The organism is Emticicia sp. SJ17W-69, from assembly GCF_051209875.1.
In the GTDB taxonomy this organism is placed as follows: Bacteria; Bacteroidota; Bacteroidia; order Cytophagales; family Spirosomataceae; genus Emticicia.
Genome location: NZ_JBNTQY010000001.1, coordinates 5,452,501 through 5,468,499, shown reverse-complemented (window position 1 = coordinate 5,468,499; position 15,999 = coordinate 5,452,501). Strand labels below are relative to the sequence as shown.

Here is a 15,999-nt window from a genome sequence, read left to right as displayed (position 1 = left end):
ATCAATAATGTCTGAAAAACGTAGTGCTGCAACATCTTTTGTCTTAATTACAGTCTTAATTGACTCTATTGGTTTTGGGATAATTATTCCTGTCATGCCTTCGTTAATCTCAGAATTGGCTCATACCGATGTCAGTGGAGCGGCAAGGTATGGAGGTTTTTTATTTGCTGCTTATTCAGTGATGCAGTTTGTTTGTTCGCCCATTGTAGGAGGTTTGAGTGACCAATTCGGACGACGACCAATTTTGTTGGCCTCTCTTTTTGGTTTTGGCCTTGATTATCTGTTACTTACTTTTGCTCCAAGCATTGGTTGGTTGTTTGTAGGGCGTTTGATAGCAGGCATCATGGGTGCGAGTTTTACAACAGCGGCTGCTTATATGGCGGATGTAAGTACACCCGAAAAAAGAGCTCAAAATTTTGGTATGATTGGAGCTGCTTTTGGTTTAGGATTCATTGTTGGCCCAATCATCGGAGGAATTGCAAGTGACTTTGGTACACGTGTACCATTTATGGTTTCTGGTATTTTGACATTAATAAACTGGCTATATGGCTATTTTGTACTGCCAGAATCATTGAAACTTGAAAATAGACGGAAGTTTGATTGGAAAAGAGCAAATCCAGTTGGGGCTTTAGTAAATCTACGTCGTTTTCCTATGTTGATTGGCTTGGTAGCGGCTTTATTTTTAGTATATATTTCAAATTTTTCTACACAAGGCACTTGGTCTTATTTTACCAAAGAAAGATTCAATTGGTCTAATAAAGAAATTGGCTGGTCATTAACATTTATTGGAGTCATGATTGCCTTGGTTCAAGGTGGACTTACCCGAATAGCAATTCCAAAGTTAGGAACTAAAAATGCCATTTATGTAGGATTTGCATTTTCAATTTTAGGCTCGTTTGCTTATGCTTTTGCTAACCAAGGCTGGATGATGTATGCAATCATGGTGCCGTTTTCTTTGGGGGGCTTGGCTGGGCCAGCCATGCAAGGCATTATCTCTTCTCAAGTACCAGCCAATGAGCAGGGTGAATTGCAAGGCTCACTTACAAGTTTGAACAGCGTAGCAGCAATTATTGGGCCTATTTTAATGACTTTTCTCTTTTATAAATTTACGGCAAAAGATGCACCTGTTTATTTTCCAGGAGCAGCCTTCATGGCTGCAGCTATCTTAACTGCGATAAGTTTATTGTTGATTATCAGAACTTTAAAGAAGAATCCTGGACATACATCTTAAATGCTTAAATATTTCATAAGCATATCATAGCGTTCTTGTTCTAGGCTTTCGATGGGTTCGTGGGCGTAGCTTGCTTCTACAATATAGCCAAAGCGTTCGAGTGTAGCAATGATAGAATTGATATTTTCTCGATTGATTTTTAAGGTTAACCTTGCTGAATCATCATTTGCGAAGTTACTTCCTGAGAAATAACTACTGGTAATTTTTGCATTGTCAGATTCAACCAAACGACTGATTTCAGCTAAAGAATAATCACGACTTTTTAGAGCAATAACCAAAACAGCTCCCGGTTCTTGACTTCCCAAAAGTTCGGCAAATTTGCTATATATTTCTACAGCCGTGATTGTTCCAACAAAGTTTTGCTCTTCATCAACCACGCCGAGTATATCTAAGTGGTATTTTGAGATGAGCCCTAAAGATTCATAAATATGCTGATAATCAAATAGATATATTTCAGAAAATTGCAGCATTACATCAAATAGCTGTATATTTTCGTCATAATTCATCAGTGTTTCTTCGCTGACTATTCCAGCATATTTTTCCTTATCAGCAACCACCAATTGCACAATACGGTTTTCTTCCATCCAATTTAAAGCATCTCCAACAGTATCAGAAAGTTTTAAAATGGGCAATTCATGGTTGATGATTTCGGCAGTTGTCATATTAAAAATTGGCTACATACTTATTTAATGCAAATCAATTATTATTCAAAAGCTTAAAGCCTAATGCTTATAGCCTAAAACTAACAAATCTTATGCCACTACTTCTGTTTGAACTTTATCAAGAAAATTCTTGAGATAAATATTGAATTCGACAGGGCGTTCCATCATTGGAGCATGGCAGCATTTATCAATAAAATACAACTCTGAATTTTGTATCAAACGATTAAATTCAAAACCAACATGAGGAGGTGTAATGGTATCATTCAAGCCCCAAATCAAGCAAGTTTGTACTTTAATATTCAAAATATCTTTGGCCATATTATGGCGTTGAGCCGATTTGGCAATCTGCACAATATTCATACATTTGGGAATGCTAGAAGTAATTTCAAAACATTCATCAATCAATTCTTTTGTAGCAGTATTTGGGTCATAAAAAGTATAACTTACACGCTCACGTATGTATTCATAATTGCCACGCTTGGGGAATGAGCCACCCATCGTATTTTCAAATAAACCTGAGCTGCCAGTCAAAACTAAAGCTTTGATATTTTCTTGGTGAGCAAGTGTATAAAGTAAACCAACATGTCCACCCAAAGAATTTCCCAAAATAATGAGATTATCTAATTGTTTAAAAGCCACAAACCTTTCGATAAATGCCTGCAAACCATCTAAACTTGCTTCCCGCATGGGCATATCATAAATTGGCATTACAGGAATAACTATTCTACAACGGTGTTTGAAACCTTCAATGACATCATCAAAATTGCTCAATGCTCCAAAAAGACCATGTAAAATAAGTAAAGTATCACCTTGACCTTCGTCAATGTATTTGAATTCACCTTGTTGTTTTATTTCGTAATTCATTCGTTAATTGTAAATTTCTATATGTACCGTTTGATTATAAAAGGGTGTATATTTGCAAAAAACATTTAGCTATTAGCGGTTAGCATTTAGCTTTGAAAATGTACAAAAAATGTTTTATAGCTATCAACTAAAGACTAATTGCTAAAAGCACAAAACAAAATAGGGCTTTAAAATCGAATTTTCAAAACTTTTAATTTAAAAACGTTAAACCTTCCATAAAAGTTTATGAATGACTTTTCAACAGTAATCATTGGTGGAGGTATTTCGGGACTAACTTGTGCCAAATACCTCAATGAAAAAGGATATAGTTTTATGCTACTAGAGGGTTCGGATGAACTCGGTGGGCGAGTGAGAACAGATAAAGTTGAGGGATTTAAACTTGATAGAGGTTTTCAGGTCTTACTAACAAATTATCCAGAAGCTCGTAAAACGTTGAATTATAGCGATTTACGCCTAAAGTATTTTGAGTCGGGGTCATTGATTAAAGCAGACAAAGGCTTTATGAAAATGGAGAATCCTTTCCGAAAAAAAATGGCTTATCTCACAATGGCTTTCTCTTCGGTTGGCTCATTTAGTGATAAATTAAAAATCAGAAAATTTGCTAATGATTTAGCAGAAATTCCTGACGAAGATTTTTTTAAGATGCAAGCCACTGATACATTAACTTTCTTAAAGAATTATGGCTGGAGCGATAAAATGATTACTAATTTCTTCAAGCCTTTCTTTGGAGGAGTGTTTCTTGAAAATGAATTAATTACGTCGAGTAGTTTCTTCCAATTTACATTCAAACAATTTTTTAGAGGTGATGCAGCTATTCCGCTTGAAGGAATGCAAGCTATTCCTGACCAAATTGCCGAAAAAATTTCAAGTACTAAGATTCGCCGCAATGCACGTGTAAAAGGAATCGAAAATAATCAAGTTTTTTTGGAGGGGGGCGAAATTTTAACAACTGACCGAATCGTTTTGGCAACCGACCCTCATACAACTGATATGTTTTTGGGAGAAACAGCTAAACGAATTTATAATACCACCACTTGTACTTATTTTTCGGCAGAATCTTCGCCATTGAAAGGACAAAAAATGATAGCACTGAACCCTAATCGTAGAGGTGTGGTGCATAACGTATGTGTGCCAAGTGATATTTCACCAGAATACGGTAATGCAGGAAAATCATTAATTTCAGTAAGTACACAAGGATTAGACAAAGTGGATGAACAAAAACTTACGAGTAGAATCAAGCGAGAATTGTTTGATTGGTTTGGAGCTCAAGTAAATGTTTGGAAGCATTTAAAAACTTATCATATTCCTGAATCTTTGGTGCAATATCGTGCAGAAACTCCAAAACAATCTTTGAAATTAAGTGACAATCTTTATCGTTGTGGCGATTATTTAGCATACCCTTCGCTTAATGCAGCCATGCAAACAGGTAGAGAAGTAGGGGAGATGATAGCGGAGATGTAAGATTATGATTTTAAAGATAAATTTGATAAAGAAAAAGCAGCTTAAAGTCATTCTTTAAGCTGCTTTTGTATAAGATACTTCTTTAGTTACTTGCCAATTTCTTCTAATTTTTTGTGAAATTTCCAAGATACAGGAATTGCATGTTTTTTGCGAGCAACATATAAATGATACCCTCGTGCATTGCCTTCTACTTTGTGAATACCACGCATATTTACCACAAAATTGCGGTGTAAACGCACAAACTGTGGATGTGATGAAAGTTCTTTCTCAACATTATCCAAAGATGTTTGGACAGTCGTTTTTTCAACACCCATTAAATTTTGCCAATAAAAATCTGTGGAATCTTTTGAGGTTTCAGCATAAATCAATTGATTTGGCAAAAGACTTAATTTTTGACCACTTTCACCAAAGACCAATACAGGTAATATTTGCTTAGAGGCTGGCAAATTCAATGAACTTAGGTTGCTATTGATGTCATCAGCAGCAGAGGTAAATCGGGTATGAAATAATTTTTGTTGAATAAAAGTGATCACAATTGCAGGGATAACTCCAACGGCCACAACCTTTAAAACCTCAATCAATGTAAATGAGGCAATACTAAAATAATTGTTATAAGTAAGAATCAAAAGTCCAATGATAAGCATCACTACTGTCAAATGAACTACTTGCCTGCCAATAGTCCAATTTTGGTCATCATAAAAACCTTTCAATACTTGTGGTAAAGCAAATTTGGCAACCAGCATTCCTATAAAAGCCACCACACCAAAACCAATTAAATACAATGTTTTTGATTCATGGTTGAAATCAGAAAGCCCAAAAGGCTGAACCCCAACGGCAACTATAGCAACGAATAAACCAACTAAGAGTGAAATAACTAAGCCTCTCATCGAATTGATGGAAGTAGCCATTGGGCGTTTAAAAGCATGAAAAAAGGAAACAATTTGTTTACTTATAGCCGTTAAAAATAGGTTAATTGTACTGAAAAAACTACGCAAAATGTTCATTGGCAAATTCAAAATGGTTTTCATAGGACTTGATATTTAGGTATTTTTGAATCAACGCTCAAAAACTATACCAAGAATCAAGCCACAAAGATAGGGTTTTATACTTTAAAAGTGTACGAAAATTGAAAAAGCAATGCAATGGTCAATTATAAACAAATGAGCTTCGTTACCTTATCAACTCTATCCAACCCTTGATAGTACTTGGTGTTTCATCGTTTTTATCCAATCGTTGAATCAACACCTTTGCCAAATAATAATAGGTGCCTGATGGAAGTTCTGCACCATTGCTTGATTTTCCATCCCAACTCAAGTTATCACCCGTTCCTTCATATACTTTCGTCCCATACCTATCATATATTTCTATACTAATTGTTTTAATGAAAGCCGTACAAGTCATTGGGGTGAAAGTGTCATTTTTACCATCTCCATTTGGTGTGAAAGTATTTGGTAGTTCAACAGTTGGACAGTTATCTTTACAAATCATGGTACTTGGAGCACTTTCGATATTCAAAACATTGACGGCTGTTACATAATAACATCCTGCAAAACCATCTTGCAAAGGCCTTACGTGAGTATAAGATGTTTCGGGTGAGGCAACACTTGCCAATAGCGTAGGCTTTTCGTCTTTATATCGTGCATAATAAATATTATATTTCACAATATCTTTTCTACAAAGAATACCCGCCGCACTGAGTGGTGTACTCCATTTGAATTTATTTGATAAACTGCTCGCCTCGCAAATAGCTTTGCGGTCAAGTGTTTGACAATTGATTTCTTCTGAAGTTAAATTGGGCGGACAAGGTGGTGTATTATCAATTGGCGAACCGCAGGATACTTGAGATAAGTTATTTAAAAGGCCTAATTGTGGTAGTTTTAGGTATGCTCCTACTGTTTCAACTTTATAACAATAAGTCGAATCTATGATTAACTGAATGGTATTTGTACCATCATCTGGAAAACGGTCAAGACCGTCATCAAAATATACATAAGTATTGACAGCTTGAACGCCTACTTCGGCTATCAAATTGAAAGTACCTGGTTTGCCTTTGACTTCTCGATAAATTCTGTGTTTACGATTATCATTATTCCAAGGTACATTGGCTTGCCAAGATAATTTCACTTTTTGAGCATCTGAAGCAACGGTAAGTCTAACACTACTTGCTGCCTGACTTTCTGCTAATACCTTGTCGCCTTCATACAAAAATGCTACTTTGTATGTGTAGCCATTTTGGAAGGTATTCAAGCCTTTATCGATAAAGACAGTGTCGGCAGCCTTATTAACTTTTGTACTAATTGAAGATATGAGTTGAAAGGCTCCTCCACTAATACCTGTTGCTCGATATAATTTATACTGATAAGGCCCTTTGAAACTTGTTGAATCAAAGTTTAGTGGGCGAGTCCATTTTACGGTGATTTGACCAGCCTGTGCATCAGTTTTATCAACACTTACATTGGTCATAACAGGAGCAAGTTGAGGCAATTCGCTTCCAACACAAGCTTCATTAGAAGGCACACTTGGAATGGAAACAAAATCAGAAGTGGCCAAACTTGCTACAATACTATAACTATAAATCTTACCGTTTTGAGTTTTATTATCTAAGAAAAAAGTGTCCTTTACAGAAACCCTTGCCACCTCAACAAATCCTAATGAAGCAGGTAAGCCCAGTTCACATTGTGAAGGAATATAATTTGAACAACCCTCTTTTCGATAAACAATAATTTCAGCATCCTGAATATTACAGTCAGGATAAAGCTGCCAACGAAGTTCTGTCCCTCTTTCAGTATTTTTTGCCAATAATCCACGAGGACGTGGCGGAATAACTTTTATTTTAACAGTCTTTGTATCAGTCAATTGCACAGCAAAACGCCCCGGGAAATCTTCGACTTTAAATAATACATCATAAGCCTGCCCTCGCACATGCTTACAGTTAGTTTCCCAAGTAAATGTGCCTTCGGCAGGGCTTTTTTGCGTGGCATTTAAGGGATTAAATTTAGCTTCAAGCGGAAATACATAACTTGCATTTACACCACTAGCATCACGATTATAAACCCCACTATTGGTTGTTATTTTTAGGTTGTTATTGTCTTTATCTCTTGCTGAAACTTTAAATTCAACCTTTTGTCCAGCTTCCACGCAAATTTGGGTTGGCACAGTCAGTACGGGTCGATTATTTGGAGTTTCTACAACAATAATCTGCATATCCCGTGTAATTTCCCCAATTTTTGCATATTTACCATCAAAGCCTTTCCGCCACTCTTCCACAATAAAAGCCACATTTATTTGATATTGGGGTGTTGTCCATTTACCAGGGGCATCCCAAATCAAATCACCTGTAATGGGGTCAATCTTGAAAATAGATGCTCCAGCACCATCCTCGGTGAGCAGAGGTTGTCCCAATGAGGCAGGATCTTTGTAGCCAGTAATAAACTCTCCCAATCCCGAACCTTCACCAAAATCTCTTTTTGGAATCGTTAATCGATAAGCCAAACTATCGCCATCGGCATCAAAAGCACCAGGGTTATGAATAAAACGTTTGCCAACACCAGCAGTATCAATAGGAATATTTAGTAAAACAGGTGTATTGTTTAGTCCTAAAGCACCATTTACAACAATGGTTGTTTCGACAAAAAAACTAATCTCATCTGTTCTTCCAGGAAGGTTAACAGTATTGGCATTACGATTGGTGATAGCACAAGTAATGGTATATTTACCTTGAGCAGGAAATGTAAATGTTGTATCATAAACATTACACATGGTCGAGGCATTGATAAGAAATTTTTTCTTACGTTTGACATCATATAATGGCACTCCCGTGACACCGAAATAAAATTTGACAAAGTTTTGTCCTTCATTTGCCTGTACACCATTGATTTGGTCGGTATAGGTGGTGAGCGTCACCCGGTAGGTGAGAGTAGTATTTGAAATTCTTTTTGCGGTAATTTCGCCTGCTCTTAAATGGGTAGCATTTGCGTGGAATATCGACAAAAGGCAGATAAAAAAAGTAAATATTGTAAACTTCAAAGCTTTCATAAGCAAACGATTAGGATTGTCTGTAAATATAAACGAAAAAAACAACGCCGTTGTGTGATAAATCAACAGATTTTTTGAAAACAATTTTACAAAACAAGAAGTTAAATTTCTAATTCGATAATAAATTATCAAAAAAGTGAAAAGTTTTATTGATTCTAAGCTATTTGTGGCTTACTTTTGGGCATTGAAAGTAATTGTACTTTTCAAAGGAATTACAAATTCCTCTATTGTCAATCAAAATTCGTAAATAAGGCTATGTCTTGGCTAACAAAAACATTATCAAGCTCAATAGGAAAGAAAGTTCTCATGTCATTGACAGGGTTGTTTCTTTGTACTTTTCTATTAGTACACCTCATTGGAAATTTACAACTTTTCAAAAACGACGGTGGTTATGCGTTTAATAAATACGCTGTATTTATGACAACCTTCCCATTGATTAAAGTAATTTCTTATGTTAATTACGCACTGATTTTATTTCATGCTTTTTGGGGACTTTACCTTGAATTCCAAAATCGCAAAGCTAGACCTATAGCTTATGCGGTTGTTAGAAATCAATCTTCATTCTCAAGTCGTAACATGGCAATTCTCGGAACAATCCTTTTGGTTTATATCGTTGTTCACATGGGAGATTTTTGGTACAAATTTCATAACGAGCCACTTCCTTATGCAAAATATACTGAAAATGTTGTTTCAGGTGTAGTCACCACTGAAGAAATGCCAAGCACTTATTCACAAGAAGTGAAAATGGTGGAAATGAGCAATGAGGCTGCTGGTACACATACAGTCGTACTCAAAGATTTATACAAAGAGGTAGGTGTTTCTTTCCAAAATCCTTTATTGGTGATTTTCTACATTTTGGGAATGTTTGCCGTAGCGTATCACCTATATCATGGTTTTCAAAGTGCTTTCCAAACTTTAGGTTGGAATCACCCAAAATATACGCCTTTAGTGAAATTTATCGGAACTTGGGTTTTTGCCATTGCTATTCCTTTGGGATTTGCGGCCATGCCGATATATTTTTACATACAACATTTAATGGGTAATTGATTTTAATAGACTAATTGATAGAAATAAGATGTCAAATAAATTAGATGCCAAAATTCCTGAAGGTCCAATCTCGGACAAATGGACAAAGTATCGTTCTACTGTGCCATTAGTAAACCCAGCTAACAAGCGTAGTTTGGAGATTATTGTGGTTGGTACAGGCTTAGCAGGAGCATCTGCTGCCGCTACATTAGCCGAAATGGGCTATAAAGTAAAAGCATTCTGTTTTCAAGATTCTCCTCGCCGTGCTCACTCGATTGCAGCACAAGGTGGAATCAATGCTGCCAAAAACTATCAAAATGATGGTGACTCTGTTTACCGTCTATTTTATGATACCATTAAAGGTGGTGATTATCGTGCAAGAGAAGGAAATGTGCATCGTTTAGCTGAAGTTTCTGGAAGTATTATTGACCAATGTGTGGCTCAAGGTGTGCCTTTTGCTCGTGAATATGGTGGACTTCTATCAAACCGTTCATTTGGTGGTACACAAGTACAACGTACTTTCTATGCTGCTGGACAAACTGGACAACAATTATTACTTGGAGCGTATTCAGGTCTTGAGCGTCAAGTGGGTATCGGTAATGTAACCATGTACACTCGCCATGAAATGCTTGACGTAGTAATGATTGACGGAAAAGCTCGTGGGATTATTGCTAAAAACTTAGTAACTGGCGAATTAGAGCGTCACTTCGGACACGCAGTATTGCTTTGTACAGGTGGCTACGGAAACGTATTCTATTTGTCAACCAATGCAATGGGTAGTAACGTAACTGCCGCTTGGAAAGCACATAAAAAAGGAGCAAATTTTGCTAATCCTTGTTATACTCAAATTCACCCGACTTGTATTCCTGTATCTGGCGACCACCAATCGAAACTGACTTTGATGTCGGAATCATTGCGTAATGATGGTAGAATTTGGGTTCCAAAGAAAAAAGATGATAAACGTGCAGGAAATGATATTCCAGAAGAAGAAAGAGATTACTACTTAGAGCGTCGTTATCCTGCCTTCGGAAACTTAGTTCCTCGTGATATTGCCTCACGTGCCGCTAAAGAGCGTTGCGATGCAGGTTATGGTGTAGGTGCTTCAAAAATGGCTGTTTTCCTTGATTATGCTTCTGCGATTGACCGTTATGGAAAAATCGAAGCGAATAAGAAAAATATGCATAATCCTTCGAAAGAAGAAATCAGAGAAATGGGCAAGGCCGTTGTAAAAGAAAAATACGGTAACTTGTTTGATATGTATAAGCAAATCACTGGTGAAGACCCTTACGAAGTACCAATGCGTATTTATCCTGCAGTTCACTATACAATGGGTGGGCTTTGGGTTGATTACAATTTGATGACAAACGTACCTGGTCTTTATGCTTTGGGCGAAGCTAATTTCTCTGATCACGGTGCAAACCGTTTGGGAGCAAGTGCCTTGATGCAAGGTTTGGCTGATGGATATTTTGTTATTCCTTATACAATTGGTTCGTACCTTTCAAGCGAAATTCGTACAAAATCAATTCCAACTGACCATCCTGCTTTTGTTGAAGCTGAAAAAGCGGTTCAGGAAAGAATTAATAAATTGATAAATATTAAGGGTAAACAATCTCCAGAATCATTCCACAAGCGTTTAGGTAAAATTATGTGGGATAAATGTGGAATGGCTCGTAATGCAAAAGGTTTACAAGAAGCAATTGTTGAAATTCAAGCCTTGAAAAAAGAATTCTGGTCAGATCTCCGTATTTTAGGTGATGCTGATGAGTTTAACCCTGAGTTAGACAAAGCTGGTCGTGTTGCTGACTTTATCGAATTAGGCGAATTGATGTGCGTAGATGCTTTGAATAGAAATGAATCTTGTGGAGGACACTTCCGTGAAGAATATCAAACCGAAGAAGGAGAAGCACTTCGTGACGACGAAAACTACATGTATGTAGCTGCATGGGAATATGAAGGTGAAAGCAAATGGAGCCTTAATCCAGAACCATTGATTTACGAAAACATCAAAATTGCTCAAAGAAGTTATAAGTAAAACCTTTTGTCTCTACTAGAGATGAATTCAAAATATTTAACTTTATGTCTGAAGGAAATATGAATTTGACGCTAAAAGTTTGGCGTCAAAAAAATAAAAAAACAAATGGTAAGTTAGAGACTTATCAAGTCGCAGGTATATCGGAAGATATGTCTTTCTTAGAAATGTTTGATGTTTTAAATGAGCGTCTCGTTTCAGAAGGAACTGAACCGATTGCATTTGACCACGATTGTCGTGAAGGTATCTGCGGAATGTGCAGTATGTACATCAACGGACAACCTCATGGCCCATTGCAAGGTGTAACAACCTGTCAATTACACATGCGTAGCTTCAAAGATGGCGATACTATTGTTGTTGAGCCTTGGAGAGCAGTGGCATTCCCAGTTGTAAAAGACTTGGTTGTTGATAGAAGCTCATTCGACCGCATCATTGCAGCAGGTGGTTATATTTCTGTAAACACAGGAAATGCCCAAGACGGAAACTCATTACCAATTCCAAAAGATGATGCAGATAAAGCATTTGCTGCTGCTGCTTGTATTGGTTGTGGAGCTTGTGTTTCGGCATGTAAAAATGCGTCAGCAATGTTATTTGTTTCGGCAAAAGTTTCACAATTAGCACTTTTACCACAAGGACAGCCAGAGCGTGCAGACCGTGCAATGAAAATGGTTGCTCAAATGGATGCGGAAGGATTTGGTACATGTACTAATACAGGTGCTTGTGCTGCTGAATGTCCAAAAGAGATTTCTCTTGAAAACATTGCTCGCTTAAATCGTGAGTACCTTGGAGCGAGCTTAGGTTCTACGAACTAAGAGTTAGTTTATAAGGAATATAAATAAAAAGTCCCGATTTCGTGAGAAGTCGGGACTTTTTTATGAAATTTTTGTTGTGATATTATAGTTTTGAAAATATTCATTCTATCACATACACATTCAATCATTAATCTTACGCATAAGTATTCAACATTACAGGCATTACAAGCATCAAAGTATCTTCATTTTCAGTTTTTTCAACAGGAATAATCAAACCTGCACGATTAGGTTGTGACATTTCCAAAGAAATATTTTTAACACTCAAGTTATTCAACATTTCAATCAAAAATTTAGCGTTGAAACCAATTTCCATTTCTTCACCATCATATTCACATGAAAGCTTCTCAGTTGCTTCATTCGAGTAATCTAAATCTTCGGCTGAAATAACCAATTCGTTGGACGAAATCTTCAAGCGAATTTGGTGCGTAGTTTTATTTGAATAAATTGAAATACGTTTTAAAGTGCTTAATAACTCTGTCCGCTCAATTTTCAATTTATTTGGATTATTTTGTGGAATAACATTCTCATAATCAGGGAAACGCTCATCAATCAAACGACAAATCATTTTGATGTTTCCAAAACTAAAAAAAGCATTAGAATTGCTAAATTCAGCTTTTACAGGTAAGATTTCACCAGGAAGTGAAGATTTTAATAAATTAAGAGCTTTTCTTGGCAAAATCATCGAAGTTGCATTCGGTGATTTGATATCTTCACGGCGGTAGCGAATCAAACGATGACCGTCAGTGGCTACAAAAGTTGTTGAATTATCAGACACCTGCACAAAAACACCAGTCATAGCAGGGCGTAAATCATCAGTACTTGTAGCAAAAATAGTATTTGCAATCGCCGAACCCAGCATATCTGAGTCCATTTCAATACTAAAATTACGATTTACTTGTGGCACACGAGGAAAATCCATTGGGTTTTCACCCGCCAATTTATAACGGCCATTAGCAGTTACTAACTCCGTTCCGAAAGTTTCTTCATCAATATTTAACTGGATAGGTTGCTCAGGCAAACTACGTAAGGTATCTAACAGCAAGCGGGCAGGTACGGCAAATGAGCCTTTATCACGTGATTCAACTTCAAACTCAGTAATCATGACCGTTTGCATATCAGATGCAGTAACAGTTAGGGTTTCCTTATCTAATTGAAACATAAAGTTTTCAAGAATCGGAACAATTGGATTACTGGCAATTACACCATTAATAGTAGAAAGATGTTTCAGTAAAGAGGAGGACGAAATAATAAATTTCATTTGTTGATATCAGGGTTTGCTTTTAAAACTTCATTTTTAAAAACTTATTCACGAAAACTATGCCAAGTTTTTCAGCATGAGATAAGTCAGCAAAGTTAGCAAAAAAACTGAATCTACCCAAATGAAATATTGCCATTTCTACAAAGCGTTCAGTCCACTTTGTACTAAAGTTTTGGCAAGTAAAGCAAACTTTATACGGTCAGGCACACGAATTCTTTCATGTTGAATGCGAGTAGCAGATGTACGTTTAATACGATCAAATAATTTTAAGTAATAGACATATGCCAGATATACACCTTTTCTTGCTCCTTCTGGGAGTCCAATAATTCCACGATAGGCATTATCAAAGTCTTTCTGGATGTCTTGCTCGATAATTAGCTTTGATTCAATGCCAAATTCATTGAAATCAACACCTGGGAAATATACTCGCCCACGGTCACAAAAGTCACTTTTCAAATCACGTAAGAAATTAACCTTTTGGAATGCCGCTCCTAAACTTCGAGCATCGGCTTTTAGTTTATCATATAATACTTCGTTACCTTCACAAAAAACACGCAAGCACATTAGGCCTACCACTTCCGCTGAACCATATATGTATTCATCATAGCCACTATCATCATAAACAACATTAAACAAATCCATTTCCATGCTATGCAAAAACGCTGCAATTAGTTCATGCTCAATTTTATATTGACGCACTACCTTTTGGAAAGAATGCAAAACAGGATTGAGACTTATTCCTTCTTCAATGGCTCTAAAAGTTTCATCTTTATAACGATCGAGTAAAACTTTCTTGTCAAAATCATGAAAGGTATCTACGATTTCATCAGCATAGCGAACAAAGCCATAGATAGCATAAATTGGCCCATGAAATTTTCGGTCAAGGGTTTTTATTCCTAACGTAAACGAAGTACTGTAAAGCTCGGTGATGAGCTTACTACAACCAAACGTAGTTTTTTCGTACAAATTAAACATTATATCTTATTCAAAACTGTTAGGAAACTAACGGAATTGTTAGTTTTTATGACGAGCATCATTGTAAAATATTTTTTTGCTCTAATTTAATTCTTTATTTCTATAAACAATAGAAATTCAAAACTGTTTTGAATTATACTATATAAATTTACATTAAGAATTTTTGAATTCCTTCATCACTTGTTGAGCCACTACTAAACCAGAAATTAATGACGGCGGAACACCAGGCCCAGGAACGGTTAATTGACCAGTATAATAAAGATTTTTGACTTTTTTGCTTTTCAAACTTGGTTTCAAGAAAGCAGTTTGTAAAAGTGTATTTGCCAAACCATAAGCATTGCCTTTAAAAGAGTTGTATTCTTTTTTGAAATTACTCACAGCAAAACTTCGCTTATAAACTACATGACTTCTGACATCATGTCCTACATATTTTTCAAGGCGTTTCATTACTATGTCATAATATTTCTCACGAATAGCCTCATTGTCTTCCAAGTCGGGGGCAATTGGTATTAATATGAATAGATTTTCACAACCTTCAGGTGCGACACTCGCATCAGTCTTTGATGGAGCCGAAGCATAAAACAAAGGTTTAGATGGCCATTTTGGATTTTCATAAATTTCATCGGCATGAAGATTGAAATCTTCGTCAAAAAATAGATTATGATGAATCAATTTTTCAACCCGACGATTTACTCCTAAATAAAACAAAAGAGAAGAAGGAGCCATCGTTCGATTATCCCAATATTTCTTGCTGTAATTTCTATCCTCAGTATTTAAAAGGTTATGCTCAACATGATGATAATCTGCCCCACCAACTACTACATCTATATTATATGTACCATTATCAGTAATTACCTTATTGGCTATGCCATTTTCTACTGATATATGAGTCACTGCCTCGTTTAATTTGATTTTCACACCTTTCTCTTCTGCCACAGCTACCATTCCTTTTATAATCTCGTGCATGCCACCCATCGGATACCAAGTTCCAAGAGCGATTTCGGCATAGTTCATCAAGCTATATAAGGCAGGAGTGTTTTGTGGTGTAGCTCCTAAAAACAAAATCGGAAACTCCATTAATTTTAAAAGACGCTCATTTTTGAAAAATTTCCGAATGTGTTTTCCAAAAGAAGCAAACAAATCCAAACTAAAAGCTTTAGAAACCAAACGGAAGTCAAAGAATTCTGTAATCGAAATACTTGGCTTCCAAACAAACTCACCAATACCTACATCATATTTATATTTAGACTCCGAAAGGAAATCAGCCAAACGTTTACTACTACCTTTTTCAATACTCTCAAATAGATTTTCGAGTGCGGTCATATTTGCAGGCAATGAAATCTCATCTTGCGTATCAAAGATAACTTTATAGGAAGGGTCGAGCCTAGTGAGTTGATAATAGTCAGAAGGTTTTTTATTGAACTCAGCAAAATACCTTTCAAAAATATCAGGCATCCAGTACCAGCTTGGCCCCATATCAAAAACAAAACCCTGCTCTTCAAAAACTCTTGCACGTCCACCTGCCATTGAGTTTTTTTCTAAAATGGTTACATCGTACCCTTCATCAGCCAATTTAGTTGCTGCCGAGAGTCCAGCAAATCCTGCCCCAATTACTATAACTTTCTTCATAAATAAACTTAACTCTT

The 15,999-nt window shown here is 36.4% G+C and carries 12 protein-coding genes; 5 read left to right on the top strand and 7 right to left on the bottom strand.

What is annotated here, in order from left to right; genetic code table 11:
* The first annotated feature begins 7 nt into the window (after positions 1-7).
* Complete coding sequence (locus tag ACQUQZ_RS22495; protein ID WP_435357334.1) at positions 8-1,231, top strand: TCR/Tet family MFS transporter; 1,224 nt, start codon at positions 8-10, stop codon at positions 1,229-1,231.
* Here the strand turns inward: ACQUQZ_RS22495 and ACQUQZ_RS22490 are convergent.
* Both ACQUQZ_RS22490 and ACQUQZ_RS22485 read right to left on the bottom strand, forming a co-directional pair.
* A complete protein-coding gene (locus tag ACQUQZ_RS22490; protein ID WP_435357333.1) occupies positions 1,228-1,893 on the bottom strand; it encodes a CBS domain-containing protein in 666 nt (221 codons plus the stop codon). The two genes, ACQUQZ_RS22495 and ACQUQZ_RS22490, sit on opposite strands and share 4 nt — an antisense overlap.
* Before the next feature lie 90 nt (positions 1,894-1,983).
* On the bottom strand, positions 1,984-2,757 hold the full coding sequence (locus ACQUQZ_RS22485; RefSeq protein WP_435357332.1) for an alpha/beta fold hydrolase: 774 nt from the start codon (positions 2,755-2,757) through the stop codon (positions 1,984-1,986).
* Between the two features lie 225 nt (positions 2,758-2,982).
* On the opposite strand from ACQUQZ_RS22485, the gene ACQUQZ_RS22480 reads away from it, so the two are divergent.
* Entirely contained in the window at positions 2,983-4,218 is a 1,236-nt protein-coding gene (locus ACQUQZ_RS22480) for an NAD(P)/FAD-dependent oxidoreductase (RefSeq protein ID WP_435357331.1), read from the top strand.
* 86 nt (positions 4,219-4,304) lie between these two features.
* On the opposite strand, the gene ACQUQZ_RS22475 is transcribed toward ACQUQZ_RS22480, so the two are convergent.
* Both ACQUQZ_RS22475 and ACQUQZ_RS22470 read right to left on the bottom strand, forming a co-directional pair.
* On the bottom strand, positions 4,305-5,246 hold the full coding sequence (locus tag ACQUQZ_RS22475) for a LytTR family transcriptional regulator DNA-binding domain-containing protein (protein WP_435357330.1): 942 nt from the start codon (positions 5,244-5,246) through the stop codon (positions 4,305-4,307).
* 142 nt (positions 5,247-5,388) lie between these two features.
* On the bottom strand, positions 5,389-8,253 hold the full coding sequence (locus ACQUQZ_RS22470) for a gliding motility-associated C-terminal domain-containing protein (protein ID WP_435357329.1): 2,865 nt from the start codon (positions 8,251-8,253) through the stop codon (positions 5,389-5,391).
* Positions 8,254-8,508: 255 nt separating this feature from the next.
* Here ACQUQZ_RS22470 and ACQUQZ_RS22465 point away from each other — a divergent pair, with 255 nt between their 5' ends.
* Genes ACQUQZ_RS22465 through ACQUQZ_RS22455 form a run of 3 tightly spaced genes read left to right on the top strand, consistent with a single transcriptional unit; the run spans position 8,509 to position 12,120 of the window.
* Complete coding sequence (locus tag ACQUQZ_RS22465) at positions 8,509-9,300, top strand: succinate dehydrogenase cytochrome b subunit (protein WP_435357328.1); 792 nt, start codon at positions 8,509-8,511, stop codon at positions 9,298-9,300.
* 28 nt (positions 9,301-9,328) lie between these two features.
* A complete protein-coding gene (locus ACQUQZ_RS22460) occupies positions 9,329-11,311 on the top strand; it encodes a fumarate reductase/succinate dehydrogenase flavoprotein subunit (RefSeq protein WP_435357327.1) in 1,983 nt (660 codons plus the stop codon).
* 59 nt (positions 11,312-11,370) lie between these two features.
* Positions 11,371-12,120 (top strand): succinate dehydrogenase/fumarate reductase iron-sulfur subunit, encoded by a 750-nt coding sequence (locus ACQUQZ_RS22455; RefSeq protein ID WP_435357678.1) that lies wholly within the window; start codon positions 11,371-11,373, stop codon positions 12,118-12,120.
* Between the two features lie 133 nt (positions 12,121-12,253).
* Here the strand turns inward: ACQUQZ_RS22455 and dnaN are convergent, their stop codons facing one another.
* From dnaN to ACQUQZ_RS22440, 3 genes are all read right to left on the bottom strand, one after another.
* Positions 12,254-13,378: a DNA polymerase III subunit beta gene (gene dnaN / locus ACQUQZ_RS22450; protein ID WP_435357326.1), complete on the bottom strand. Its 1,125-nt coding sequence runs from the start codon at positions 13,376-13,378 to the stop codon at positions 12,254-12,256.
* A 138-nt stretch (positions 13,379-13,516) separates the two neighbouring features.
* Positions 13,517-14,353 (bottom strand): phytoene/squalene synthase family protein, encoded by an 837-nt coding sequence (locus ACQUQZ_RS22445; RefSeq protein ID WP_435357325.1) that lies wholly within the window; start codon positions 14,351-14,353, stop codon positions 13,517-13,519.
* A gap of 153 nt (positions 14,354-14,506) precedes the next feature.
* On the bottom strand, positions 14,507-15,982 hold the full coding sequence (locus tag ACQUQZ_RS22440) for a phytoene desaturase family protein (protein ID WP_435357324.1): 1,476 nt from the start codon (positions 15,980-15,982) through the stop codon (positions 14,507-14,509).
* Positions 15,983-15,999 lie beyond the last annotated feature (17 nt).